Raw genomic sequence first — 23,917 nt, 5'->3', positions numbered from 1 at the left:
GCCGAGGACGGCGGCCAACCGCCGCCGGATTTCAGCGGGCGTGGCGTTCCGGGTGTGCCCGGTTCCACACCCGCATCCGCTCCGGATAGCCGGTGCGGGCCGCCTCGTAGAGCGGCACCGCGTGCTTGCGGGCGATGGCACCCGCCGCGCGCGGCGTGCCGGTCCGGCGGCGGATCCACTCGCCGTCGTGGGCGATCGCCATCACTGTGGTGTCGGTCGCGGTGGTCTCCGGCTCCAGGTAGAACTCCACCCCCTGCCGGCTGGTGACGAACGCCTCCAGCGCCGCGAGGTCCTCCCGGGTCGCCTCCCGGTCCAGCTTCGTCGGGGTCGCCTCGGTGCCCCGGGACCGTCGACTGAACCAGCCCATGCCCCACCCCTCTCCTCGACGTCCTCCAGTGCACCACCGAATCCTGGCAATACGCTGCACGCCAGGTGGGAGTGACCTGGTCGAGCCACGGATGGAACCTCCGGAGCGCGGGCGGTGTCATGAGTGTGACCCAACCGGAGGCACCCCTGGACGACGACGTACTCGTCACCCGCGCTCGGGCAGGTGACCTGGAGGCGTACGACCTCCTGGTCGCCCGGCACACCGCGTCCGCGTACCGGACGGCGGTGCTGCTCGGCGCGGGCTCGGACTCCGAGGACGTCATCCAGGAGGCGTTCGTGAAGGCGTACCGCAGCCTTGTCCGTTATCGGGGCGATTCGTCCTTCCGGTCCTGGCTGCTGGCGATCGTCGCCAACGAGACCCGCAACCTGCACCGGTCGCGCAACCGGCGGGACGGGCTCGTCCTGCGGGCCGCGGCGGCGAGCCCGGCGTCCGGGATCGCCGGGGACGACGCGGTCGACGCGGTCCTGGCCGGGGAGCGCCGGGTCATGCTGGTGGGGGCCCTGCGTCAACTGCCCGAGCGGGATCGCGAGGTGATCGTCTGCCGGTTCCTCCTCGACCTCAGCGAGGAGGAGACGGTGGCGATGCTGGGCTGGCCCCGGGGCACGGTGAAGTCGCGGACCTCGCGGGCACTGGCGAAGCTCCGCGGCCTGCTCGACGGTGCGGAGGTCCGGCATGGGTGACCTCGAAAGGGAGCTGCGCGACCTCACGGCCTGGTTGGAGACACCCGACGCGCCCGACGTGACCGCGCGCGTACGCGCACAGCTCACCGCGCCCCGTCGACGCCGGTGGCGCCGGTACGCCGTCGCGGCGCTCGTCGCCCTGCTGGTGGCGGTGCTGCCGCCGGGACGGGCCGCCCTCGCCGACGCCGTCACCGGGCTGCTGCGCTTCGCCGGAGTCACCGTCGCCACGTCGCCCGCCCCGGAACCGCCCACCGGCACTCCGTCGACGTTGCCGTTGCAGCGGACCGCGGCCCTGGATGAGGCGCAACGAGCGGTGCGCTTCCCCATCCGCCTCCCGGCAGGGCTGGGCGTACCCGAGCGGGTGCTGGTCGCTGACCCCGACGGCGCGGGCAGTTACCGGGTGGCGACGCTGCTGTACGACGGGGGCGCGCTGCGCATCGACGCCTTCGATGGTCGTCTCGACCTGGCCTTCCACAAGCAGGCCAGCAGCCCGGTGGCGGAGTGGACGCAGGTCAACGGCGACTTCGCCGTGTGGGTCGACGGCCCCCACACCCTGACCTATGTGGACCGGACCGGGCAGGTGAGAACGGAGACCGGCCGGCTCGCCGCCTCGACCCTGATCTGGCAGGACCGTGGCGTGAGCTACCGACTGGAGGGCGACCTCACCAGGCCCGAGGCGATCGCGATCGCCGAATCGCTGCGCTAGCGGAACCTGGCGGGCTCGGCCGGTGTCGTGCTGGTGAGACGTACGTCCACACTGGTCGGGAGGGGCGAGATGGGTTCCTGGGGCAGAGTCCTGCTGGTGTCGGCGGTCCTGCTGGCGGGCTGCACGAGCGGCCAGCCAGCCACGCCGGACGGCGCTCCGGCCACCGGCACGTCGGCCGGATGCGGCTCGCGGGTCGAGACCGGGGCCCTGCCGGACTGGGCGGACGCCGGGTTCAGCGGGGACGCCCGCGTCCCGCACGTGTTCGGCGCGAAGGGCGACATCGTGGCCGTGCTGTTCGGCCACCCGCTGACGCAGGTCAGGCGGGACGGGTCGAACAACAAGATCCTGTGGGTCCCCCGCCCTGCCCCGACGTCGTCCGACACGCTGGCGATCACCGCGACCCTGGACGGCACCGACACCAGGGTGGCCCGGGAGGTCGCGGGCGGCCCCGGTCCGTCGATCATCGACCTGCCTCAGGCGGGCTGCTGGCACCTGGAGCTCCGATGGGCCGGGCACACCGACACGATGGCCCTGGTGTACGCCGAACAACTGCCCTGACCGGGTCGAGGAAAAGGGAGGTACCTACCCACTCCCTTCCACTCTCAACATATACCGCAGGCTGGGCCTTGTGGCAAGACCCGGGTGATCCCCCAGAATTGCCCAGCCAACGCCATAACCTGCGGAAATGGGAGTCACAAGAATGCGGGCTGATGACGTCACGCCGCTGACCACAAGCGTGTTCGACCTCCCCGACCGCCTCCGCGCCAAGGCCGACCCGACGCTGATCGCCCGCGACGAGCACCACTTCACGGCCATCGCGGAGAGCCTGGAGCAGGCGTTCGCCGACCTGTCCGACCGCCTCGACACCGCGCGCAGGGCGCCCGCCGGCAAGGGCCGGCAGGCATCGGACCGGGACCAGGAGGTCCGCCGGTTGACCGGCCGGCTGCGGACGCTGCGGCGCTTCGGTCTGGACCTGTGCCTCGGACGCATGGTGAGCGCCGACAACCTCGACCCGGTGTACGTCGGACGACGCGGCCTCACCGACAGCACGGGCCGACGGTTGCTCCTCGACTGGCGCTCCCCCGCCGCCGAGCCGTTCTTCGGGGCGACCCACGCCAACCCGATGGGGCTGGCGAGCCGCCGCCGGTACCGCTGGACCCTGGGCCGCATCACCGACTACTGGGACGAGGTGTTCGCCCCGGACGGGCTGGAGGGGCACGTCGCGCTCGACGACCAGTCCGCCTTCATCGCCAGCCTGGGCAGCAGCCGGTCGAGCCGGATGCGGGACGTGCTGAGCACCATCCAGGCCGACCAGGACGCCATCATCCGCGCCGGATCCAGCGGCGCGCTCGTCGTCGACGGCGGGCCGGGTACGGGGAAGACCGTCGTCGCGCTGCACCGCACCGCCTACCTCCTCTACGCCGACCCGCGCCTCGGTCACCGACGCGGCGGCGTGCTGTTCGTCGGGCCACACCAGCCCTACCTGGCGTACGTCGCCGACGTCCTGCCCAGCCTCGGCGAGGAGGACGTGCAGACCTGCACCCTGCGGGACCTGGTCCCCGAGGGCGTCGGAGCCACCATCGAGACCGACCCCGACGTGGCCCGGCTGAAGTCGTCCGCGGAGCTGGTGACGGCGATCGAGGCGGCCGTCCGGTTCTACGAGGAGCCACCGTCCACCGCGATGACGGTCGAGACCGAGGACGCCGATCTCAGGCTCGGCGCCGACGACTGGGCCGAGGCGTTCGAGGCGCCGGGTCCTGGCACGCCGCACAACGAGGCGCGGGACGAGATCTGGGAGGCGCTACTCACGATCCTGCTGGACAAGTACGACGGCGACGAGCCGGAGGGCCTGGTCCGCGGGTCGCTGTCGCGCAACCGGGAGCTGCGGACGGCCTTCAACCGCGCGTGGCCGCTGCTCGACGCGGCCGACCTCGTCGGAGACCTGTGGTCAGTGCCCGCCTACCTGCGCAGATGCGCTCCCTGGCTCAGCACCGACGAGGTCCGCACGCTCCAGCGCGGCGACGCCCGAGCCTGGACGGTGTCCGACCTGCCGCTGCTGGACGCGGCACGGCAGCGGCTCGGCGACCGGGAGGCGTCCGGACGCCAGCACCGGCACGACGCCACCATCGCCGTCGAACGCGAACGCATGGCCGAGGTCGTCGACGACCTGATCGAAGCCCACGCGTACGACGACGGTGAAGGTGTGCTGTCGAGCCTGCGCCAACTGGACCTCCAGGACGCCCTGGTCGACGAGGCCGCGCTGCCCAGCGTCGAACCGGACCTGCTCGCCGGCCCGTTCGCACACATCGTCGTGGACGAGGCCCAGGAGTTGACCGACGCCGAGTGGCAGATGCTGCTGCTGCGCTGCCCGTCGCGGAGCTTCACCATCGTCGGGGACCGCGCCCAGGCCCGGCACGGGTTCACTGAGTCGTGGCGGGAACGGCTCGAACGGATCGGGCTGGACCGGATCAACCTGGCCACCCTGAGCATCAACTACCGGACGCCCGAAGAGGTCATGGCGGAGGCTGAGCCGGTCATCCGGGCCGTACTCCCGGACGCCAACGTGCCGACCTCGATCCGCGGCAGCGGCGTCCCCGTCGTACACGGATCTGCTGTTGATCTGGATTCGGTCCTCGACACCTGGCTCGCCGCGCACGCCGAGGGCATCGCCTGCGTCATCGGCGATCCCACCTTCGCGGCGACGCCCCGCGTCCGGTCGCTGACCCCGGAGCTGGCGAAGGGGCTCGAATTCGACCTGGTCGTGCTCGTCGACCCCGACGCGTTCGGCGAGGGCGTCGAAGGCGCGGTCGACCGCTACGTCGCGATGACCCGCGCGACCCAACAACTCGTCGTCCTCACCTCGCCCTAAGCCCCCGCCCCACCCCCGTTGATCATGAAGTTAGCGGCGCGACACGCCGGCCTCGACGGCTCTAACTTCATGATCGACGGGGTTGGGCGGGCGGGGCGGGGCGGGGTCAGGTTAGGAGGGTTAGGTCTTCTTTTGTCAGGTTGAGGTTGGCGGCGGCGATGTTGGCCTCCAGGTGTTTCGGGTTGTTGGTGCCGGGGATGGCCAGCACGTGGGGGCCCTGGTGGAGGGTCCAGGCCAGGCGTACCTGGTGCGGGGTGACGCCGTGGGCTCGCGCGACGGCTTCCACGGCCTCGCCCTGCTCGGCGCTCGCGCCCGCCTCCCGGCCGGTGCCGGCCACCGCGAAGAACGGCACGTAGGCGATCCCCCGCTCACCGCAGAGCCGCACGAACGCGTCCTGCTCCCGGTAGGCGTCCACGCCGTAGTTGTTCTGCACGCAGACCACCGGCGCGATGCCCGCCACCTCGTCCAGCTGCTCGGGCCGGACGTTGGAGAGCCCGAGGTGCCGGATCAGCCCGGCGGCGCGCAGCTCGGCCAGCGCGCCGAAACGATCGGCCAACGGCACCGGGCCGACCCCCCGGCCGAGCCGCAGGTTGACCACGTCCAGGTGGTCGCGGCCGAGCCGGCGCAGGTTCTCCTCGACCTGGGCACGCAACTGCGCCGAGGTGTACGCCTCGGTGAAGCCCTCCACCGGGTCGTACCCGAAGCCGACCTTGGTGGCGATCGCCAGATCCTCCGGGTACGGGGAGAGCGCCGCACGGATCAGCTCGGTGGCGTACCGGGCCGGCCCGGTGCCCACCCGCAGCGTCCCGCCCGGCGAGACGTAGAAGGCGGCGGTGTCGATGTGGTTGACGCCCAGCTCCACGGCGCGGCGCAGCAGGGCGACGGCCCGGTCCCGGTCGGGGTTCGCGGTGATCCGCATGGAGCCGAAGCCCATCCGGTGGACCGTGCGGTCGCCCAGGGTCCAGCTGCCCGCCGCGGCGGCGGTGATCTCCTCGATTGGCACCGGGCGACCGTAGCGAGCCGGGGCGCGGCCCGCAGTCGGCCGCGCACCCGATACCGCTGAGCTGCCGGCCGGGTTAGATTTTGGGGGTAGGGCGGGCCGGCTCGGCGGTGTGCGACGGACGTAGCACCGGCACCAGCAACAGGGTCGGCAGCAGCAGCAACGGCACCACCAGCAGCGCGCGCAACATGCCCACGTGGTCGCCGAGCAGCCCCAGCAGCGGCGGGCCGGCCAGGAACGCCGTGTAGCCGATCACCGCGACCACGCTGACCCGCACCGGTGCGTGCGCCTCCTCGTCGGCTGCCGCACTCATGCCGACCGGGAAGCCCAGCGACGCGCCGAGGCCCCACAACGCGACACCGACGATCGCCACCGGCCCCGAGCCGGCCAGCACCGCCAGGCCCGCGCCGAGCACGGCGAGCCCGATCGTGCCGCTGAGCACCGGCACGCGACCCCACCGGTCCAGCGCGACGGTGCCCGCGGTGCGCCCCAGGGTCATGCCGACGACGAAGACACCGAAGACGGCCGCTCCCGCCGCCTCGCTCATGTCCCGGCCATCCACGAACGCGACCGCCAGCCAGTCGTTCGCAGCGCCTTCGGTGAACGCCGCGACCAGCACGAACAGCCCGATCAGCAGGGTACGGGGCTCCCGCCACGCGGCGAGTTGCGCCCGGCGACGGCCTGCCGGGGTGGCGTCCGCCGGGTCGCCGACCGGATCGTGCACCGACTGCGGCAGGTACGTCCGTGTGGCGAGCAGGGTGCCGGTCAACACCACCACCGCCACCGCGCAGAGATGCGCGCCGACCGCCACGTCCAGGCGGGCCGCCCCGGCGCCGAGCCCTGCGCCGGCCACCGACCCGAGGCTCCACGCCGCGTGGAAACGAGGCAGGATGGTACGCCCCAACCGTCGCTCGACCGCCACGCCCTCCACGTTCATCGCCACGTCGCAGGCGCCGGAGCCGTAGCCGAAGAAGAGCAGCCCCACCGCGACGACGACCACCGACCCGGCGACCGTCGCGCCCAGCCCGGCCACGGTCAGGCCGACCGCCACCAGCACCGTGGCGAGCGTCACGGTGCGGGCCGGGCCGAGACGCTGGGCGAGCAGGCCAGCCGTGGGCATGGCGAGCAGCGCGCCGACGCTCATCGCCAGCAGCAGCAGACCGAGCCGGCCGGCGGAGAGATCCAACGCCTCGCGGACCGCCGGCACCCGGGAGAACCAGCTGCCGACAGCCAGGCCGTTCAGGGTGAAGGTCACGGCCACACCGTTGCGGGCGAGCCGGACGACCCTCGACGGCAGGTCGGTGTCCGGGGCGACAGTTGAGCTGGTGGGGGCGCTCACGTGGGGTGGTTCCTCTTCCTCGGGGGGCGATCTTCTTGCACGATCGCACACCTGAGAGCGCTACCACCACAAGCGGGTTACGGCCCCTTACCAGGGACGCCACGGCCGGGGATGATTCCTGGCAGGCGTACGTTCACCCGGACGGCGACCACGGGGAGGGCACGATGACGACAGCGGCACACCGACCGGCCACCCTGGAGGACGTCGCTCGCATCGCCGGGGTGTCCCGGTCCACGGCCTCGCGGGTGATCGCCGGGACCGGGTTCGCCTCGCCGGCCGCCCGGGAAAGGGTGGCGGTGGCCGTCGACCAGCTCGGCTACGTGCCCAACCCGGCCGCCCGAGCGCTGGTCCGGGGCGGCGGCGTACGACTGGTGGTGGCAGTCGCGGGGACCAGCGAAGCGGTGCTGGACGACCCGTACGTCCACCGGGTCGTCGGATCGGCCGCCCGGGTCTGCGGGCCAGCCGGCGTCGGGGTGGCACTGCACTGGTTGCCGCTCGGCGAGCGGAGGCCCCTCGACCAACTCGCCGGGGACCGCAGCGTGTGCGGCGTGGTGCTGGTCAACACCACCGAGGATCTGCTGGCCGCCGTGCCACGATCGCTGCGCGGCCGGGTGGTCTCGATCGGCATCGGCTCGGCCACCGTCCCGTCGTTCGACGTCGACAACGCCAGCGGCGCCGGCGACGTGCTGCGCCACCTGTACGCCACGGGCTGCCGCCGGATCGCCATGGTGACCGGCCCCCAATGGCTCCCGTGCTCCCAGCGCCCGGTGGCGGCGTACCGCCGGTTGATGCACCAGGCCGGCCTGCCGGAGCGGGTGCTGCCCGGTGACTTCACCGCCGCGCGTGGCCGGGTGGCGGCCAACGAGGCGATGCGCCGCTGGCCGGACCTCGACGCGATCTACGCGATCAGCGACGAGACCGCCCTCGGGGTGATCGCGGCGCTGCGCGGCGGCGGGGTACGCGTGCCCGGCGACGTCGCGGTGGCCGGCTTCGACGACATTCCGTTGGCCGGCCTGACCACCCCGGCGCTGACCACCGCGAGTCACCCGGTGGGGCGGATCGCCACCGCCGCGGCCATCGCAGTGCTGGACAGCCGCCCGGCCGCACCGGTGACCGTCTTCCCGTCCGCCCTGGTGGCCCGAGCCAGCGCCTGACGCCAACAGTCCCCCTCCCCCGGCCCACCCGGCCCGGTCGATCATGGAGTTGTGGTGCCTCGCAAAAGCCGTGCATCAGCCTCAATCGCCCACCACAACTCCATGATCGACGCGCGAGGGGGGCGGGGCGGGGCGGGGCGCGCGGGGCGGGGCGCGGCGCGCGGGGGCACGGGGCGGCGCGCGGGGGGCACGCGCGTGGGCTTAGCTGGCGGGGGTTGTGTCGGCGTACTCGGGTGAGGTGAGGAACCGGGTCAGCACCTCGACGGTGCCCGGCGTGTAGGGGCGACCGTCGAGAACCTCATCACCGGGCACGAAGAGCATCGCCGCGCCCTCGCCGAGCACCACGTCCTCCTGCCGGGCGTGGGTGCTGCCGACGAAGTAGTGCACCTCCAGGCCCAGCTCGGTCAGCGACTGCACGGCGAGCGGGCGTAGCGGACCGTCGGCGCGTAGGCCGGTCTCCTCCCACAGCTCCCGCTCGGCGGCCTGCTGCGGGGTCTCCCCCGCCTCGCCGTAGCCACCGGGCAATCCCCAGACGTTCGGGTAGAAGGCGGCGTTGCCGTCGCGCAGTTGCAGCAGCACCCGCCCGTCGGGATCCACCAGTAGCACACACGCGTTCATGAGCACCCCCGCAGCCTATGCCAGCGGGTGCCCCGAGGGTCGAAACGGCGATCTGAAACGGCGCTGGGCCCAAAACTCCAGAATAGCCATTCGCGCTGGGATCGACCTCATCCTAATGTGACAGCCCACCGGTAAGATCGGCGACTGCGTTGTGACTGATCGCTGACTGCTCATGGTGAAAGCGATCACACACACTGACTCCATGAACAGGAGAGTCAACCGCGGTAAGGCACTCCGCGTCGCGGTGTGCCTCCTTCTTCTCGCCGCTCTGAGCGGCTGCATGCAACTCAGCATGGGTCTCACCGTGAACGCCGACGACACGGTCGACGGGCAGCTCCTGCTGACCGCGCAGAAATCCCTGCTCAGCTCCCGGAACAAGAACATCCCGGCGGCCTTCGCGGAGCTGCGGCAGAACATTCCCGCGCTGCCGCCCGGCGAGGAGACCGGCTACGAGGACAACAAACTCTTCGGCACCCAGATCAGTTATCACCGGGCGCCGCTGGCGGGCTTCGACAGCGACAGCGTCAAACTGGTGCGGGATGGCGATTTCTACCGTTTCACGTTGTCGCTCGACCCGAAGAAATACGGCGGGAAAATAGCCCAGCAGAATCCCCAGCAGCAGCAGGCCTTCCTCAAGTTGATGTCGTTCGAGATCTCGGTGACATTTCCCGGCCGGGTGATCGACACCAATGGCACCGTCAACGGCCGGTCGGTCACCTGGAAGGTGGACTCCAACCAGGACAAGCCGACCGAGCTGCGTGCCGTCGCCGAGGCGCCGCCCCGACCCTCGGGCTCGCCGGTCGCCGCCGCCGACGCAGGCGGGTTCCCGTGGCTGCTGATCGTCGGCGGCGTACTCCTGGTGCTGGTGCTCGCCGCGGTGGGCGTACTCCTGCTGCGACGCCGACGCCCGACGGCGCCGGCCGCCGGCGCCCCGACCACGCCGCCCGCCTCCGGCCCGACCTCGTCGGGGCCGCCCGGCTGATCCACTCGGTGGCCGGCTCTGCCGGCCGCGCCCGGCCCCGGCCGCCCCGCGACGACGGCGACCGGCGTCGGTGCTCCCAACCGGGAGCACCGGACCTCACCACCACCACATCCCGGTCGCACCATCGCAGAAAAGGGGGATCGCCGTGAACGATCTCTTCACCTGGGCCGCCCTCGGCAGTCTGGCCGGCGCGAGCGCCGCCACCCTGCTGGCCACCAACGTCATCGGCGGGCTGATCGGTCCCAGCGGGGACAAGGCCCGCAAGTGGATCGCCATCGGCATCGCGCTGCTGTTGTCCTATGTGACCGCGGCGTTCGCGGACGACGCCGGCGGCGAGAAGTGGATCATCGCGTTCTTCAACGCGCTGGTGATCTTCTCGGCCGCGCTCGGCGTCAACCAGATCCCGCCCGGCAACCGGCAGGCGACCCAGGCGTCGCCAACCCAGCTCGCGCAGGGTCGCGAGCCCCGTGTCTTCCGCTCCTGGGTCTGAGGAGTGTCATCATGATCTTCGGAATCATCAGCGCGGCGCTCCAGGTCATCCTGGGCGCCCTGTTCGGTCTCCTGGCCGGCGGCCCGATCGGGCTGCTCATCGGCGCCGTCGTGGGCCTGCTGGTCGGCGCGGTGTTCGGCTGGGCGGTCGCCTCCGCCGGGGTGTACGCGCCGGACGCCCGCGGCATCTTCCTCTTCGTCGTCGACCACACGTGGAGCCTGCCCAACACGGTCGTCGGGGCCATCTACCTGGCCGTGCACCTGATCTTCGGGCACTCGCTGGACCGGCCCACCTCGGCCGGCAGCGGCCGGGTCAGCGTGGTGGAGGGGGTCTCGCCCCGCTACGCCACCACCATCGGCACCGTCTGCGCCGGCTCCAGCTCCGGCATCCAACGGCACGAGGACGTGCACATCTTCCAGGGCCGCCTGCTCGGCCCGCTCTACATCCCGCTGGTGCTGGCCAACTACGTGCTGTTCACCATCGCACCGGTCTGGCTGCTCTACCACGACCACACCAACGCGCCGATCAACCGCTTCACCCGCTACTTCGAGATCGGCGTCTACCCGCACGTGTGGAACGAGGCCATCGCGTACCGGATCCAGGGGACGCCGCCGCGATGAGCACCGACGGGCGCGGACCGATCGAGACGGCCACCGCCGAGCTGGCCGCCTGGCTGACCAGCGCGGCGGGGGAACCCGTCCCGATCGGCCCGCCCCGCACCGACGGCGACGCCGCCGGGCTCACCCTCTGGCCCCTCGACCTGCGCCCGGCCCGGCAGACCCGCTCCAGCGGCGTGGTCCGCGAGCCGTACCGGTTCACGGTCCGCTACCTGCTCTGCGTGAGCGGGCCGGCCGGGCTGCCCCGACTGGATCGGGTGCTCACCGCCGCGACCAGTGACGGCAGGTACCCGGTGGTGTTGGAGGCCGGCGACGCTCCGCTGTGGAGCGCGTTCGGCGCCGCGCCCCGCCCGGCGCTGCTGATCGACGTACCGGCACAGGTGGACCACCCGACGCCGGCCGCGCCGCCGGTCCTGCAACCGCTGCGGCTGCGCCAGCTGGAGGTCCGCACGCTCACCGGCCGGGTGGTCGGCCCCGAGGACCAACCCCTTGCCGCCATGCGCGTCGAACTGCCCGCCACGGCGTCCGCCGTCCGCACCGGCCCCGACGGCCGGTTCCGCATCGGCGGGGTGCCGCACGACCCCGAACACCCCGCGCCGGTACGGCTCCGACTGAGCGGGCGCGGGCTCGTGCTCACCGCCGACGTCGACGCGGGCGAGGACGACATCGTCATCGTCTGCGCGCCACCGACCCACTGACGCTCACCCGCACAGGAGGACCGATGCCCAGCTACTTCTCCCCCGGCATCTACGTCGAGGAGGTCCCCAGCGGCGCCCGACCGATCGGACCGGCGAGCACCAGCATCGCCGCGTTCGTCGGCGTCGCCCCGAACCGCACCGCCCAACTGGGCAGGGCGGTGCCGGTCAACAACTGGACCGAGTTCCTGCGGCTCTTCGCCGACGGGGACCAGACCGAGAGCACCCCACTGGCGCGAGCCGTCTTCGGCTTCCTGGACAACGGCGGCGCTCGTTGCTGGGTGGTAAACGTCGGCGAGGGCGGCGCCATCACCGGCACCGGCCAGCGCCGCGCCGGCCTGCAACTGCTGGAGGCGGTCGACGAGATCTCCATCATCGCCGCGCCCGGTTTCCACGACGTGGTGTCCCACGAGGCCCTGCTCAGCATGGCCGAGCGGACCCGCACCATGGTGGCGATCTGCGATCCGGCTCCCGACATCGACGACATCGCCGCGCTGACCAAGGTCGCCACGCCGTCCTCCGGCAAACCCCCGAAACCCGCCGAGGGTACGGGCTCTGCTGGCTCGGGGGGCTCTGCTGGCTCGGGTGGCGCGGAGGGGGCGGCGTACCGGCCCCGGCAGTCCGAGTTCGGCGCGTTCTACTACCCCTGGCTGCGGGTGCGCGACCCGATCAGCGGGGAGTTGGAACTCACCCCGCCGAGCGGGCACCTCGCCGGCATCTGGGCCCGCACCGACGCCCTGCGCGGCGTGCACAAGGCACCGGCCAACGAGCCGGTGCGCGGCGCCGTCGACCTGGGCTACCTGGTCACCCGACCCGAGCACGACGTGCTCAACCCCAAGGGCGTCAACGTGATCCGCTACTTCGCCGGCGAGGGCATCCGCGTCTGGGGCGCCCGTACGCTCGCCGCCGAGGCCAGCGAGTGGCGCTACCTCAACGTACGTCGGCTCAGCATCGCCATCGAGCAGGCCATCGCCAACGGCACCCGCTGGATGGTCTTCGAACCGAACGACTTCACGCTCTGGCGCTCGATCCGACGCGACATCGGGGCGTTCCTCACCCGGGTGTGGCGTGACGGCGCGCTGCTCGGGCGCAGCCCCGAGGAGGCGTTCTTCGTCAAGTGCGACGAGGAGACCAACCCGCCGGACGTACGCGACGCGGGCATGGTCATCGCCCACATCGGCATCGCCGTCGTCAAGCCCGCGGAATTCGTGGTGTTCAAGCTGAGCCAGTGGGCCGGCGGCACCGAGACCGAGACGATCGGAGGCTGACCTATGCCCACCACAGCCACCCCGCAGCCCGGCGCCCCGGTCGACCCGTACCGGGCGTACAACTTCCGGCTGCTCATCAACGGCGTCACCAACGGCCACTTCACCGAGATGAGCGGGCTGGAGGTGAACATCCCCGGGCAGCCGTACCGCGAGCACGGCCTCGGCCGGATGCGGATGGTGCCCGGCCAGGCCGAGTACGAGCCGGTGACGCTGCACTTCGGCCTCACCGCGTCCCGCGAGCTGTGGGACTGGGTGAACGCCACCGCCCAGGGCACCCTCAACCGCCGCAACGTGTCGGTGGTGCTGCTGGACTCCGTGGGCACCGCCGAGGTGCTGCGCTGGAACCTGATCGACGCCTGGCCCACCCGGTGGCGCGGCGCGCACCTCAACACCCTCAGCCACGAGATCGCCGTCGCGTCGCTGACGCTGCGCTACGAAGGCCTTGAGTTGGAGTCCGGCGGTGCCACCGCGCCGACCCCCGCGTAGCTGGCTGGCCGGTCAGCTGCGCTCGGCCGCCGGGGCGGTGCTGCGCCTCGCCGGCCAGGTCGAGCACGCCGACGCGACCACGCACCGTCCATCGGATCGGCCGTCGGATCGGCCGTCGGCGCAGAGCCGGTTGACCGTGCTACCCGGCCCGGCCTCGGGCAGGCCTGCGCCGACGGACGTCCGCGAGGCAACGCCACGCCGGTTCGGGGAACCACCGCGGCACTGGCTGGACCTCGTCGCGGCCCACGCCCCCGGGCTGCTGCGCGAACTGGACCTCGACCGGCCCCCAACCGGCCACCAGGACGAACGCTCCGGCGTACCCCATTCGACCGGGTGGGCCAGCGAAGACGTCGGCCCGGGACGGCCGTCCCCCGCCGATCCGGCGGGCCCGGTCGCGGCGGAGGTTAGGTTCCCGGAGTCAGGCACCAGCAGCTCGCTCGGCGTGGCCGGCTCGGCTGTTGTCGGTGGAGCTGACGGTTTCGGTGTGCCGGGTGACCCGGCGAGCGGCGGAATGCCGCTGGGACGCTCGTGGATGGCCAGTTCGACCGACCGTGGCAGCTCGACAGGGAGTCACTCTGCCGCCCCAGCCAGAGAATCCACCACGCGAACCCGCCCGACGATCCGCCCCGCAGTCCCCCACCCCACCAGTACCCGCCCCCCGTCCGACTGGCCAGCGCAGATCTTGGAAGATTCCGGCCCCTCCAGGGGCGGTTTCCTTCCAAGATCTGCTGCGACCCCGGACGGCGGTCGGTACTCAGGGGGCTGGGGTTGGTTTGGGACGGGTTTGCGGGGTTGGGGGCGCTCCGCATCGGGTGGACGAGGGCGTTCGGTGGGGGCGACCGCGCACGAGGGCGGTGACGAAGGGTTCGGAGGCGAGCGAAGCGAGTTCGGGCGCAACCCGCGCGCCTTCCAGGACGACCCGCGAGGGCTCGGGCACGACACACGATGGCCTGGTGACCAGCGCGGCTTGGCGAGCGGCCAGCGGCGGTCCAGCGACAGCCAACGCGAAATCGACGGCGACCAACGCGCAGCCGACGGCGAGCAACACGGGATCGGCGGCGACCAACGCGCAGTCGAGGGCGACCGACGCCGAGTCGAGGGCGGTCAGCGCGAAGTCGAGGGCGAGCAACACGGAATCGGCGGCGGCCAACGCGGAGTCGTAGGCGACCAGCGCGAAGTCAAGAGCGACCAACGCGGAGTCGAGGGCGGTCAGCGTGGAGTCCGGGGCGGCCATCGCGGAGTCGAGGGCGATCGGTTCGCACCGAATGATCCGGGCGCTCGTGGTGATCTCGGCAGGTCGGCGGTGGACGGCGGATGGTCTGAACGGGGTTCGCGCGAAGTCCCCTGGCCGGCCGGGCAGAGCGGTTCGGCCGCTGCCGCGTTCGCGGCGGGCGCGAGGCCGCCCGGTACGAGGGCCGTCGAAGGTTCCGGGGCGACCGCCGCAGGGTTGACACCAGAAGCCGGGCTCGCGGCAGAGGCCGGGTTGACGGCAGGGGCCGGGCTCGCGGCACGGAACGGGTCGACAGCGAGGGCGGCGCTCGCGGCAGGGACTGGATTTGCGGTAGGTGCGGGGTTTGCCGCCGGCGCCGGGTTCGTAGCTGGAGGCGGCTTGGGTAGCCGGTTCGTAGCGGGTGGTGGCGGCGTCGCCGCAGCGAGCGCTAAGGGCGGGGCTGGCGGCGGGCCGCTTGAGGTGGCTCGCGCCGCCGGCAGCGGGCCCTGGCCTGCGCTGCCAGACGAGACGGTGTGGCCCGGACAGCGGGCCGCTGCGACTGGCGGGGCCGATGGACTGAGGAACGGCGGATGGGCGTCCAGGACTGCCGACCCGTGGCCGGCGTTGCCGGATGACCGACCGCTGTGGGCGGTGCCCGGCGAGACGCTGGGCGCGACCCAGGTGGACCGGCTGGATCGGGAACAGGCGGGCGGCTGATGGAACGCGTCGCCTTCCTCATCGACTCCTCCGGGGAGCGGGTGGACTGCCTGCTCAACCCGGAGACCGTGCAGGTGACCAGGCTCGCCGGGGTACGCCATCGGGGCGTGGCCGGCGGGCAGCTCACCGGGTCCGGGCTGGCGGACGATCCGCTGGTCTTCACCGGAGGCGGTCGCACCGAGCTGGTGCTCGACCTGCTCTTCGACGTCGACTTCGTGGAGGCGCAGGTCCGCCCGGCCGACGTGCGGGTGCTCACCCGTCCGTTGTGGATGCTGGCGGAGAACTCCAGCGCCGAGCACGGGTGGCTGCGACCGCCGCTGGTGCGGCTGGTCTGGGGCAAGACCTGGAACGTGCCGGGCGTGATCATCGCGGTGGCCGAGCGGTTCGACGCGTTCACCGGTACCGGTTCACCGCGGCGTTCCTGGTTGCGGCTGAAGCTGGTCCGGGCCGCCGAGACGGCCGACCAGGCGGAGGCCGGATTCGCCGAGGAGTTGGCCGCCGCGAGCACCCCGACCGCCGCCCCCGGCAGCGCGGTGGTCGCCGCCGGTGACGGTGCCGCCGAGCCGGGCCGCACCGGGGTGCGCTTCGATCTGCTGGCCAACGACGCGCTGGGGTCGCCGCTGCGCTGGCGGTTGCTGGCCGAACACAACCGGATCACCGATCCGCTGGCGGTGCCGGCCGGCACCACACTGGCCGTCCCGCCCCCCACCAGCACGCCGGGCGGCGGCATCGGCATCGGGGGCGGCGGCATCGGCGGCGGGGGCATCGGGGGCACGGACGGCGGCGGCGGGTTGACGCTGACCGGGATGGCCCGGGCGGTGGCGGGCGCGGTGGGCGCCGGCGCGTCGTTCGTGGGCACGTCCGTCGCCACCGCCGCAGGCTGGTCCCCGACCACCAGCCCCACACCCACCCCCACCCCAACCAGCCCGAGCCCCGGCAGCACCAACCCAGGCGGCACCGACCCGAGCAGCACCGAGCCAAGCGGCACCAACCCGAGCACCGACCCGGGGGGTACGCCATGACGAGCATCGCGCCCCGGGCATTGACCGTCCTGCTGGACGGCGCCGAGCTGAGCGCAGCGGCCCGCCAGCGGGTCCGCTCGCTGCGGGTGTCCGCGCGACTCGACCAGCCCACCCAGGCCGAGTTGGTGCTCGCCACCGGCGCCGGGATCGGCGCGTTCGACCCCCCGGTGCGGCCAGGCACGACCCTCGGCGTGCGGCTCGCCGACCATGCCGACGCGCTGTTCACCGGGGAGGTCACCTGCGTGGAGGTCGAGTACGCCGCCGATGGCGCGGCGGTGCTGCGGCTGCGGGCGTACGACGCGTTGCACCGGCTGCGCAAGCGGCAGGGGCTGCGGGTCTTCACGTCGGTGACGGCGGCCGAACTGGCCGGTGAGCTGTGCGGCGAGGTGGGGTTGAGCGTGACCGCCGACAGCGACGGGCCACGGCTGGAGCGTCTGTTGCAGCACCGGCACAGCGACCTTGAGCTGCTGTGCGAGGTGACCGGCCGGGCCGGGCTGCACCTGGCCGCCGACGGCGACGGGGTACGCCTGATCACCCTGGCCGGCTATGGCGAGCCGGTCGCGTTGGCTCTCGGCGTGGACGTGCACACCCTGCGGTTGGCTACGAACGCCGACCAGGCCAGCGGCGCGAGCGCGGCGCTGGGCTGGCATCCGCAGCGGGCCGAGCCGATCAGCCAGCAGGTCGACGAGGCGCGCTGCGGGCGGCCGGCCCGGGACCGGCCGGACCCGGCCGACGTGGGCGCAGACGGGGTACGCACGGCGGTGGACCAGCCCGGCCGCAGCGACGACGAGTTGGCAGCGCTGGCCCAGGCACGGCTGGACACGCGCGCCGCCGCACTGGTCACCGCCGAGGGGGTGGCCGACGGCGATCCGGCGCTGCGGCCGGGCCGACGGATCGCGCTGACCGGCGTGCCGGACCCGGTCGCCGGGGCGTACGTGCTGACCGAGGTAGTGCACACCGTGGACGGCAACGGGCACCTGACCCGGTTCTCCACCGTGCCGCCGGCAGCACCGTCCCATCCGACGAGCGCCGGTGCGGTGGTCACGCTCGGCACCGTCACCGACGTCGCCGACCCGGACGGGCTGGGCCGGGTACGGCTGACCCTGCCGGCGTACGGGGACCTGGACGCCGGCTGGCTCGGCGTGCTCTGCCCGGGTGCGGGGCGCGGGAAGGGGCTGGTGGCGCTGCCCGACCCGGACGACACCGTGCTGGTGGTGCTGCCGGGCGGCGAGCCGGCCTCGGGCATCGTGCTGGGCTCGCTCTTCGGCGCCGTCGAGCCGTACGACGCGGGCATCGACGACGGGCGGGCCCGACGCTGGTCGCTGCGCACCGCAGGTGGGCAGTCGATCGTCGTGGACGACGTCCAGCGCAGCCTGCGGCTGGGGACCGAGGGCGGCAGCTTCCTGGAGCTGACGCCCGATCTGGCGACCCTGCACGCGGCGACCGACCTGGTGATCTCCGCGCCCGGGCAGGCCATGGTGGTCCGCGCCCGCAGCGTGGACTTCCTGCACGCCGAATCGCCCGAGGATCCGACCACCGCGGCGCAGCGCGCTCGTGCGCTCGCCCGCGCACATCACGAGGGAGGCGGCTGATGCGCTGGATCCACCGCGACTCGGTGATCACCTGTGACCACGACGGCCGGGTCGAGAACCAGCCGTCGCAGCGGTGGGTGACCGTCACCGCCGTGCCGGTGCTGGTGGACGACGACCCGGAGGGCCGGAAGATCGTCGCCTGCCCGAACTACGGCCCGACCATCAAGCCGTGCACGAACACGCTCACCGTCCGGGTCGGTTACAGCGACTGGCTGCGCGTCGACGGGCACCGGGTGGTGCTGTCGCACCTGGAGGGGTTCACCAACGGCACGCCGCCAGGGCTCGTCAAGCACACGGTGCGTGACCCGCGCCAGCGGTTCCTGGGGGCGGACCGGTGAGGGCGTTCCGGTTCGTGGGCGCCGGCTTCGACGCCGGCCGTACCGGCGGGCTGGCGCTCACCGCCGCGGGCGGCCTGGCCATGACCGACGGCGACGAGAGCGTACGCCAGGCGTTGTGTCTGTTGTTGTCGACCACTCCGGGCGAGCGGTTGATGCGGCCCGGGTACGGGTCACGGCTGCACCGGCTGATCTTCGCGCCCAACGACGACACGACGGCCGGCCTGGCCATCCACTACGTCCGGCAGGCCATCGCCCGCTGGGAGCCCCGCGTCGAGGTGATCGATGTGGACGCCGGGCCGGACCCGGACGACGCGTGGCGGCTGGTGATCCGGCTGGACTACCGGGTGCGGGCCAGCCTGACGCCCGGGCAGTTGGTGTTCTCCGTGGATCTGCTCCCCGCCGACGACCCGGAAGGACCGTCATGACGCTGCCCGTGCCGCACCTGGACGACCGTGGGTTCCTCGACCTGGTCACCGAGGCCCGCGAGCGGATCCGCCAGTCCTGCCCGGCCTGGACCGACCTGTCCGCGCACGACCCGGGCATGGCGCTGGTGGAGGCGTTCGCGCACCTGACCGAGGTGATGATCTACCGGCTGAACCAGTTGCCGGAGAAGGCGTACGTCTCGTTTCTGAACCTGCTCGGGGTGGCGCGGCACGCGCCCACGGCGGCCTGGGCGGACGTGCGGTTCACCCGCAGCGGTACCGACCGGGGCGCGGTGCGGATCCCGGCCGGCCTGCGGGTCGCGGCGGCGCGCGGCGCGGATCCCCGGCCGGTCGTGTTCGTCACCACCGAGCCGGCGCTGCTGCCGGCCGGCGAGGCGTCGGTGACGGTCCGGATGCACCACTGCGAGCCGGTGGAGGCGGAACTGCTGGGTGTCGGCACCGGCCAGCCGGGGCAGGTGTTGCGAGCGTCCCAGGCCCCGCTGGCGCACACCGCCGAGCCGCTGGACCTGCTGCTCGGGGTGGAGGTGCCGGCCGGCTCGGTGGAGCTGGGGACGGCGGCCCGCGAGCACGACGGGCGCACGTTCGAGATCTGGCGGCCGGTGGACAGTTTCGCCGGGCTCGGCCCGCAGGCCAAGGCGTACCTGGTGGACCGCTGCTCGGGCACGATCACCTTCGCCCCCGCCCTCGACCTGCGCCCGCCCGGCGAGCCCGCGCCGGCCGGCCCGACGGTCGTCACGGTGGCGGCGGTGCCGCCGGCCGGGCGGCAGGTCCGGCTCTGGTACCGGGCCGGCGGCGGGCCCACCGGCAACGTGGCGGCCGGCACGTTGACCAGCCTGCGCGACCCCCTACCCGGGGTACGCGTCGACAACCCCACGCCGGCCGCCGGCGGGCGGGAGATGGAGGCGCTGGAGTCGGTGCTGCTGCGCGGCCCGTACGAGTTCTTCGCCCAGCAGCGCGCGGTCACCGCCCGCGACTTCGAGGTGCTGGCCACCAGTTCGGGCGCGGTCGCGCGGGCGCGGGCGTTCACCCGTGCCGCGGTGTACAGCTTCGCCCGGCCGGGTGAGGTGGAGGTGGTGCTGGTGCCGTACGTCCCGCCGGAGGCCCGCCCGGGAGGCCGGCTGTCGGTGGCGGTGCTGCGCGAGCACGAGGTGCCCGAGGCGCGGCACCGCGTGGAGGCGGATCTGGAGCAGCGCCGGATGGTGGGCATCCGGTCCCGGGCGACGTGGGCCCGGTTCAAGGCGGTGTCGGTGCGCGCCCGGGTGGTGGTGCGGCGTGAGGAGGACGTGGACGCCGTCCGTCGCCGGATCCACGACCGGCTGCACCAGACGTTGAGCCCGCTGCCCACCGCGCTCAATCCGACGGGCTGGCCGTTCGGCGAGCCGCTGCGGGCGTCCAACGTGTACCGGCTGCTGGAGCACGCCGAGCCGGGTGTGCGCTACGTCGAGTCGGTGCGGTTCGTGGTCGACGAGGCACCCGACGCGGAGGTACGCGCCCTCGCCGTCGACCAGTACCAGCCCCGCACCTGGTATGCCGGGCGCGGGCCGGTGCTGTTCCGCTCCAGCAACGCTGGCGCGGGCTGGGAGCCGACCGGCCGGTTCGACGACGAGACGGTGCTGCGGGTGGCGCCCGCGCCCGCGCCGGTGCGGCCGGGCATCGTGCCGCGTCCCGGCTCGGTGGCCGTGGTGACGCTGCGCGCGTCCGGCGGCTCCCGGGTGCACCTGAGCACCGACCTAGGTGAGACGTGGTCGCTGCTGACCGACCTGGACTCGCGCATCTCCGACGTGGCGTGGCTGGACCGCGACGGCGCGGGCGCGCTGCTGGTGGCGACCGACACCGGCCTGTACGAGGTGTCGCTGCTGCCCGGCGCGGTGCCGTTGCAGATCCTCGTCGACCCGTCCGACGCCGACCGGGGTTTCTACGCGGTGCGGGCGTTCGTCTCCGAGCGGGGCGCCCCCGGTGTGGCGGTGGCGGCGCAGGCCAGCTTCGGGGTGTACCTGTCGACGGCCGGTGGCCGGCCGGGCAGCTTCGCGCACGTCGGTCTCTCCAATGTAGACAACCGGGTGCTGTCGGTGCAGTACGACGGCCCGGCGACGCTGTTGTGGAGCGGCGCCGGTGAGCCGGACCCGAAGAAACCCGGGCAGGGTTGCCACCGCACCCGGCTGTTCGAGTCGGACGTGCAGTGGCAGTCGGTGCAGGCCGGGTGGATCGGCGGCACCTGCCGGGATCTCGCGTTCTCCGGCCCGATGGCGCTGGCGGCCACGCAGAGCGGCGGGGTGCTACGGCTGGACACCCTTGCCGCGCAGCCGCAGTGGCAACCGGTGTCGGTCAACTGCGGGCTGCCACTGCGCGACCGGACCCGGTTCGTGCCGGTGGACGCCATCGCCGTGAGTGGCGCGGCAGCCAGTGGCGCGGCAACGGGCGGCACGGCCGAGCGGCTGATCCTGGCCGGCGGTGAGCGCGGCGTCCACCGCAGCACCGGGGCCGTCGACTGGACCCCCAGCGCCAACCAGGCCACCGCCGACGTGGTGACCGTCCCGGATACCTGGCTGCTCTGCTCCGGCGAGCACGACATCGAGGTGGTGCGCCAGGATGCGACGCTCGGCGATTGAGCGGCTGCTGCCCGCCGCGTACCAGCGGGCGTGTGTGCCGGGCAGCGTGCTCTGGGCGCTGCTGGACGTGATGGAGGGGCTGCACGCCCCGGACGAGGCGATCCTCGCCGAGGTGGACGCCCTGTTCGACCCGTACCGGGCGCCGGACCATCTGGTCGTGCGGCTGACCCGCTGGGTGGCGATGGACCACGTGGTGGCCGCACCCCGACCGGACGCCGCGCTGCCGCTGCCGGTGGGCCGGCTGCGTGACCTGGTGGCCAACGGGGCGCTGCTGGCCCGGTGGCGCGGCACCCCGTACGGGATGCGCCGGGCCCTTGAGCTGGCCACCGGCGTGCCGGGCTTCACCATCGACGAGCCCGCCGAGCAGCCCTTCCACGTCGTGGTGCGGGTGCCGGCCGCCGCCGCCGGCCAGCTCGCCGTGGTCACCCGCATCGTCGAGGCGGAGAAACCCGCCTCGACCACCGCCGAGATCGTCCTGGAAGAGGAGTCGTCATGACCACCGAGTGGGCGGTCGTCGCCGCCGCCGAGCAGTTCACCCTCGACCCGCGCAACAGCGGCGAGTTGACCTTCACCGTCTCCAACCCGGGCAACGCGCCGGACACCGTGGTGTTCGACGTCGCGCCCGGTGACGGTTCCCAGCGGGCGTGGTTCACCGTCGCCGAGCCGCAGCGGGTGGTCCCCGGGCAGGGCTCGGTGTCGTTCCTGGTCAAGCTCGCCGTGCCGGCCGGCACCCCGCCCCGGCGCTACGACATGACCGGGTTCGCGTACTCGGCGAACACCGCGCCGGAGGAGAGTTCCCGCTCCAGCGGCCGGGTCACGTACGAGGTGCGGGCGGTCGCGCCGCCACGGCGTACCCCATGGTTGTGGATCGCCGCCGCGGCGGCGATGGTGCTGGTGGTGGTGACCGTCGGGGTGGTGCTGTTGACCCGCGACGGCGAGCCGGCCCCCGGCGAGCCGAGGGTGGTCACCGTCGAGGCGGAGAGCCTGGCGGACGCGGCGGTGGTGGAGTCCCCACGGACGAGCGGCGCGGTCGTGGTGGCGCAGCCCAACTGCTGCGCGGTGACCTGGTCCGGCGACGAACAACTCTTCTTTCAGGGGCTGGCCGTCGGCGACCAGGTCACCGTGACCGTACAGATCCCGGCCGACGGCACCTGGCGGTTCGCCGCGGTACGCACCACCTCGTTCGACTACGCCAACACCGTGTTCGTCATCGACGGGGACCAGGTCGGCGGGACGTTCCTCGGCTTCACCCCGAAGGTGCAGAAGACGGAGTTCCTGGACGTCGGCACGGTGCGGCTGACCAAGGGTCCGCACCAGGTCACCCTGCTGGTGGTGGGCAAGACGCAGGGCACCAACCGCTACTTCGCGGGCGTCGACGAGATCCGGTTCACCGAGATCCTGGCGCAGGCCGTCCCGCGATGAGTGGCCGGCAGAAGGCGTTGCTGGGGCTGCTCGCCGTCGCCCTGGTGGCGCTGTTCGTGGTCGCGGCGGGCACCGGCCGCGACGACCAGGGCGATCCGGGTGCCCGGCACGGACTGGTCGACCGGTTGGGGGCGCTGGGCGGCGAGCGTGCCGCGGTGGACCCGGCGACCGTCAGCGCCGACTGTGCCGACGAGCCGGGCCGGCTGGTGTTCTCCGGCAGCTGCGTGGTGCGGGTCGCCGACCCCGGTGGGCTGCGCACCCTGGTGCTCCGCAGCGCGGCACGGTTCACGGTCGTCGCACCGGCGCCCGGCGACGCCGACCTCACCATCCGCGACGAGGTCGAGCCGGCGTCGGACGGCACGGGCGCGGTGGCGAAGGTCGCCGTCGACCAGGCCACCGAGGTGGGCCTGACCTGCCCCGGCCTCGGTGGCTGCACGGTCGTCGTGGCCACGTCCTGACCCGATCGTGACCTGAGAGGAAGGTGCCGTCGTGGGTGACCTGCGCAAGCCGTTCCTGCTGCTGGCCATGCTCGCCATCGTCCTGGCGATCGGGGTGGAGTTGGGTGCCGGGCTGCTGCTCGGCGGCGCCGACGCCGGCGCGGCCCTCGCGGACAGCGCCGGGGAACTGGACGTGGAGATCGGCGACGTGTCCGGCGTCAGCGAGCCGTCCGGTCGCGGCACCGGCTATCTGGCGTTGATCGACGCGGTGGCGGTCTGGAGCACCGGGCTGTTCTGCCTGGGCCTGCTGCTGCCCGAGCGAGTGCAGGGCCGGGTGCAGGGCGTCGCCGGCCTGATCTTCTCGATCATCCTGATCATCGTCGGGCTGATCGCGCTGATCATCGCGTTCGTCGAGCTGATGATTATGGTTTCGCTGTTCCTGGCCGTGCCGTTCGGCACCCTGGCGTATCTGGCGCTCTGGGGGTTCTTCCCGGTCGGCGAAGCGTCGGTGCTGCTGGGGTTGGCGCTGCTGCTCAAGCTGCTCTGGGCGGGTCTGCTGCTGGTGGCCCAGCCGCGTTTCCTGCAGAACAAGGGCCTCGTGCTGCTGATCCTCACCACGCTGCTGTGCACGGTCGTGCTGGAGTTCCTCCACAACCTGGTGCCGGTGATCCTGGTCAGCATCGTCGACGACGTGGCGGCGCTGATCTTCGCGGTGATCGCGATCATCTGGGGGCTGGTGCTGCTGATCGGCTCGATCCCGGCGATCGTCAAGGCCATCCGAGTAACGGCCGCCCTGCCCACCCGGATCGGCGGCGGCGGCACCTCCGGTTGATCA

Annotated in this window: 25 protein-coding genes; 20 read left to right on the top strand and 5 right to left on the bottom strand. The window is 73.0% G+C overall.

Features of this window, described 5'->3' with window-relative positions:
* Positions 1-31: 31 nt before the first annotated feature.
* Positions 32-367: a hypothetical protein gene (locus tag ABZ808_RS04070; RefSeq protein WP_357000603.1), complete on the bottom strand. Its 336-nt coding sequence runs from the start codon at positions 365-367 to the stop codon at positions 32-34.
* A gap of 119 nt (positions 368-486) precedes the next feature.
* Here ABZ808_RS04070 and ABZ808_RS04065 point away from each other — a divergent pair, with 119 nt between their 5' ends.
* The 4 genes from ABZ808_RS04065 to helR all read left to right on the top strand — a co-directional run bounded on the left by ABZ808_RS04065 (position 487) and on the right by helR (position 4,643).
* A complete protein-coding gene (locus ABZ808_RS04065; protein ID WP_357000600.1) occupies positions 487-1,068 on the top strand; it encodes an RNA polymerase sigma factor in 582 nt (193 codons plus the stop codon).
* Entirely contained in the window at positions 1,061-1,774 is a 714-nt protein-coding gene (locus tag ABZ808_RS04060; RefSeq protein ID WP_357000597.1) for a hypothetical protein, read from the top strand. Before ABZ808_RS04065 ends, ABZ808_RS04060 begins: the two co-directional genes overlap by 8 nt.
* Before the next feature lie 69 nt (positions 1,775-1,843).
* Complete coding sequence (locus tag ABZ808_RS04055; protein WP_357000594.1) at positions 1,844-2,332, top strand: hypothetical protein; 489 nt, start codon at positions 1,844-1,846, stop codon at positions 2,330-2,332.
* A 127-nt stretch (positions 2,333-2,459) separates the two neighbouring features.
* Positions 2,460-4,643 carry an RNA polymerase recycling motor ATPase HelR gene (helR, locus tag ABZ808_RS04050; protein ID WP_357000592.1) on the top strand — a complete coding sequence of 728 codons (2,184 nt, stop codon included), beginning with the start codon at positions 2,460-2,462 and terminating at the stop codon, positions 4,641-4,643.
* A 106-nt stretch (positions 4,644-4,749) separates the two neighbouring features.
* Here helR and ABZ808_RS04045 read toward each other — a convergent pair whose 3' ends face one another.
* On the bottom strand, positions 4,750-5,646 hold the full coding sequence (locus tag ABZ808_RS04045; RefSeq protein ID WP_357000589.1) for an aldo/keto reductase: 897 nt from the start codon (positions 5,644-5,646) through the stop codon (positions 4,750-4,752).
* A 73-nt stretch (positions 5,647-5,719) separates the two neighbouring features.
* The gene (locus ABZ808_RS04040; RefSeq protein ID WP_357002738.1) at positions 5,720-6,940 is read right to left on the bottom strand and encodes an MFS transporter; all 1,221 of its coding nucleotides are present in this window, start codon (positions 6,938-6,940) and stop codon (positions 5,720-5,722) included.
* A 206-nt stretch (positions 6,941-7,146) separates the two neighbouring features.
* Here ABZ808_RS04040 and ABZ808_RS04035 point away from each other — a divergent pair, with 206 nt between their 5' ends.
* Positions 7,147-8,136, top strand: a complete 990-nt coding sequence (locus tag ABZ808_RS04035; RefSeq protein ID WP_357000586.1) for a LacI family DNA-binding transcriptional regulator — start codon at positions 7,147-7,149, stop codon at positions 8,134-8,136.
* A gap of 201 nt (positions 8,137-8,337) precedes the next feature.
* Here ABZ808_RS04035 and ABZ808_RS04030 read toward each other — a convergent pair whose 3' ends face one another.
* On the bottom strand, positions 8,338-8,754 hold the full coding sequence (locus ABZ808_RS04030) for an NUDIX domain-containing protein (protein ID WP_357002736.1): 417 nt from the start codon (positions 8,752-8,754) through the stop codon (positions 8,338-8,340).
* A 202-nt stretch (positions 8,755-8,956) separates the two neighbouring features.
* Here ABZ808_RS04030 and ABZ808_RS04025 point away from each other — a divergent pair, with 202 nt between their 5' ends.
* The 6 genes from ABZ808_RS04025 to ABZ808_RS04000 all read left to right on the top strand — a co-directional run bounded on the left by ABZ808_RS04025 (position 8,957) and on the right by ABZ808_RS04000 (position 13,292).
* Positions 8,957-9,736 (top strand): DUF3153 domain-containing protein, encoded by a 780-nt coding sequence (locus ABZ808_RS04025; RefSeq protein WP_357000584.1) that lies wholly within the window; start codon positions 8,957-8,959, stop codon positions 9,734-9,736.
* Between the two features lie 145 nt (positions 9,737-9,881).
* Positions 9,882-10,226, top strand: a complete 345-nt coding sequence (locus ABZ808_RS04020) for a hypothetical protein (RefSeq protein ID WP_357000581.1) — start codon at positions 9,882-9,884, stop codon at positions 10,224-10,226.
* A gap of 11 nt (positions 10,227-10,237) precedes the next feature.
* Positions 10,238-10,846 carry a glycine zipper family protein gene (locus tag ABZ808_RS04015; RefSeq protein WP_357000578.1) on the top strand — a complete coding sequence of 203 codons (609 nt, stop codon included), beginning with the start codon at positions 10,238-10,240 and terminating at the stop codon, positions 10,844-10,846.
* Positions 10,843-11,541: a carboxypeptidase regulatory-like domain-containing protein gene (locus tag ABZ808_RS04010; protein WP_357000575.1), complete on the top strand. Its 699-nt coding sequence runs from the start codon at positions 10,843-10,845 to the stop codon at positions 11,539-11,541. The genes ABZ808_RS04015 and ABZ808_RS04010 overlap by 4 nt, the downstream gene beginning before the upstream one ends.
* Before the next feature lie 23 nt (positions 11,542-11,564).
* Entirely contained in the window at positions 11,565-12,806 is a 1,242-nt protein-coding gene (locus ABZ808_RS04005) for a phage tail sheath subtilisin-like domain-containing protein (protein ID WP_357000572.1), read from the top strand.
* Positions 12,807-12,809: 3 nt separating this feature from the next.
* Positions 12,810-13,292, top strand: a complete 483-nt coding sequence (locus tag ABZ808_RS04000) for a phage tail protein (RefSeq protein WP_357000569.1) — start codon at positions 12,810-12,812, stop codon at positions 13,290-13,292.
* Positions 13,293-14,046: 754 nt separating this feature from the next.
* Here the strand turns inward: ABZ808_RS04000 and ABZ808_RS03995 are convergent.
* Entirely contained in the window at positions 14,047-14,526 is a 480-nt protein-coding gene (locus ABZ808_RS03995) for a hypothetical protein (RefSeq protein ID WP_357000567.1), read from the bottom strand.
* A 692-nt stretch (positions 14,527-15,218) separates the two neighbouring features.
* On the opposite strand from ABZ808_RS03995, the gene ABZ808_RS03990 reads away from it, so the two are divergent.
* From ABZ808_RS03990 to ABZ808_RS03950, 9 genes are read left to right on the top strand one after another with little or no spacing between them, the layout of a single operon-like run.
* Complete coding sequence (locus tag ABZ808_RS03990; RefSeq protein ID WP_357000564.1) at positions 15,219-16,241, top strand: hypothetical protein; 1,023 nt, start codon at positions 15,219-15,221, stop codon at positions 16,239-16,241.
* A complete protein-coding gene (locus ABZ808_RS03985; RefSeq protein ID WP_357000561.1) occupies positions 16,238-17,833 on the top strand; it encodes a contractile injection system protein, VgrG/Pvc8 family in 1,596 nt (531 codons plus the stop codon). Before ABZ808_RS03990 ends, ABZ808_RS03985 begins: the two co-directional genes overlap by 4 nt.
* A complete protein-coding gene (locus ABZ808_RS03980) occupies positions 17,833-18,171 on the top strand; it encodes a hypothetical protein (protein ID WP_357000559.1) in 339 nt (112 codons plus the stop codon). Before ABZ808_RS03985 ends, ABZ808_RS03980 begins: the two co-directional genes overlap by 1 nt.
* A complete protein-coding gene (locus ABZ808_RS03975) occupies positions 18,168-18,596 on the top strand; it encodes a GPW/gp25 family protein (protein ID WP_357000556.1) in 429 nt (142 codons plus the stop codon). Before ABZ808_RS03980 ends, ABZ808_RS03975 begins: the two co-directional genes overlap by 4 nt.
* Complete coding sequence (locus tag ABZ808_RS03970; RefSeq protein WP_357000554.1) at positions 18,593-21,223, top strand: putative baseplate assembly protein; 2,631 nt, start codon at positions 18,593-18,595, stop codon at positions 21,221-21,223. Before ABZ808_RS03975 ends, ABZ808_RS03970 begins: the two co-directional genes overlap by 4 nt.
* Positions 21,204-21,719: a phage tail protein gene (locus ABZ808_RS03965; RefSeq protein ID WP_357000551.1), complete on the top strand. Its 516-nt coding sequence runs from the start codon at positions 21,204-21,206 to the stop codon at positions 21,717-21,719. Before ABZ808_RS03970 ends, ABZ808_RS03965 begins: the two co-directional genes overlap by 20 nt.
* Positions 21,716-22,645: a hypothetical protein gene (locus tag ABZ808_RS03960; RefSeq protein ID WP_357000548.1), complete on the top strand. Its 930-nt coding sequence runs from the start codon at positions 21,716-21,718 to the stop codon at positions 22,643-22,645. Before ABZ808_RS03965 ends, ABZ808_RS03960 begins: the two co-directional genes overlap by 4 nt.
* Positions 22,642-23,103 carry a hypothetical protein gene (locus tag ABZ808_RS03955; protein WP_357000546.1) on the top strand — a complete coding sequence of 154 codons (462 nt, stop codon included), beginning with the start codon at positions 22,642-22,644 and terminating at the stop codon, positions 23,101-23,103. The genes ABZ808_RS03960 and ABZ808_RS03955 overlap by 4 nt, the downstream gene beginning before the upstream one ends.
* Before the next feature lie 31 nt (positions 23,104-23,134).
* Positions 23,135-23,914, top strand: coding sequence for a hypothetical protein (locus ABZ808_RS03950; RefSeq protein ID WP_357000543.1), 780 nt, complete (start codon positions 23,135-23,137; stop codon positions 23,912-23,914).
* The last annotated feature ends 3 nt before the right edge of the window (positions 23,915-23,917 follow it).

It is taken from the genome of Micromonospora sp. NPDC047527 (assembly GCF_040643015.1).
Lineage (GTDB): Bacteria > Actinomycetota > Actinomycetes > Mycobacteriales > Micromonosporaceae > Micromonospora.
The sequence above is the reverse complement of the archived record's forward strand: the minus strand, read 5'-3'. Positions and strand labels throughout refer to the sequence as shown.

Excerpts from the sequence above, each read along its gene's own strand:
- ABZ808_RS03970 (WP_357000554.1), top strand. The coding sequence starts at position 18,593 with ATGACGCTGCCCGTGCCGCACCTGGACGACCGTGGGTTCCTCGACCTG.
- ABZ808_RS04030 (WP_357002736.1), bottom strand. The coding sequence starts at position 8,754 with ATGAACGCGTGTGTGCTACTGGTGGATCCCGACGGGCGGGTGCTGCTG.
- ABZ808_RS04010 (WP_357000575.1), top strand. The coding sequence starts at position 10,843 with ATGAGCACCGACGGGCGCGGACCGATCGAGACGGCCACCGCCGAGCTG.
- ABZ808_RS04015 (WP_357000578.1), top strand. The coding sequence starts at position 10,238 with ATGATCTTCGGAATCATCAGCGCGGCGCTCCAGGTCATCCTGGGCGCC.
- ABZ808_RS04025 (WP_357000584.1), top strand. The coding sequence starts at position 8,957 with ATGAACAGGAGAGTCAACCGCGGTAAGGCACTCCGCGTCGCGGTGTGC.
- ABZ808_RS04055 (WP_357000594.1), top strand. The coding sequence starts at position 1,844 with ATGGGTTCCTGGGGCAGAGTCCTGCTGGTGTCGGCGGTCCTGCTGGCG.
- ABZ808_RS03960 (WP_357000548.1), top strand. The coding sequence starts at position 21,716 with ATGACCACCGAGTGGGCGGTCGTCGCCGCCGCCGAGCAGTTCACCCTC.
- ABZ808_RS04005 (WP_357000572.1), top strand. The coding sequence starts at position 11,565 with ATGCCCAGCTACTTCTCCCCCGGCATCTACGTCGAGGAGGTCCCCAGC.
- ABZ808_RS03965 (WP_357000551.1), top strand. The coding sequence starts at position 21,204 with ATGCGACGCTCGGCGATTGAGCGGCTGCTGCCCGCCGCGTACCAGCGG.
- ABZ808_RS03990 (WP_357000564.1), top strand. The coding sequence starts at position 15,219 with ATGGAACGCGTCGCCTTCCTCATCGACTCCTCCGGGGAGCGGGTGGAC.
- helR (WP_357000592.1), top strand. The coding sequence starts at position 2,460 with ATGGGAGTCACAAGAATGCGGGCTGATGACGTCACGCCGCTGACCACA.
- ABZ808_RS04065 (WP_357000600.1), top strand. The coding sequence starts at position 487 with ATGAGTGTGACCCAACCGGAGGCACCCCTGGACGACGACGTACTCGTC.
- ABZ808_RS04000 (WP_357000569.1), top strand. The coding sequence starts at position 12,810 with ATGCCCACCACAGCCACCCCGCAGCCCGGCGCCCCGGTCGACCCGTAC.
- ABZ808_RS04035 (WP_357000586.1), top strand. The coding sequence starts at position 7,147 with ATGACGACAGCGGCACACCGACCGGCCACCCTGGAGGACGTCGCTCGC.
- ABZ808_RS03980 (WP_357000559.1), top strand. The coding sequence starts at position 17,833 with ATGCGCTGGATCCACCGCGACTCGGTGATCACCTGTGACCACGACGGC.
- ABZ808_RS04070 (WP_357000603.1), bottom strand. The coding sequence starts at position 367 with ATGGGCTGGTTCAGTCGACGGTCCCGGGGCACCGAGGCGACCCCGACG.
- ABZ808_RS03955 (WP_357000546.1), top strand. The coding sequence starts at position 22,642 with ATGAGTGGCCGGCAGAAGGCGTTGCTGGGGCTGCTCGCCGTCGCCCTG.
- ABZ808_RS03995 (WP_357000567.1), bottom strand. The coding sequence starts at position 14,526 with ATGGCCGCCCCGGACTCCACGCTGACCGCCCTCGACTCCGCGTTGGTC.
- ABZ808_RS04060 (WP_357000597.1), top strand. The coding sequence starts at position 1,061 with ATGGGTGACCTCGAAAGGGAGCTGCGCGACCTCACGGCCTGGTTGGAG.
- ABZ808_RS03985 (WP_357000561.1), top strand. The coding sequence starts at position 16,238 with ATGACGAGCATCGCGCCCCGGGCATTGACCGTCCTGCTGGACGGCGCC.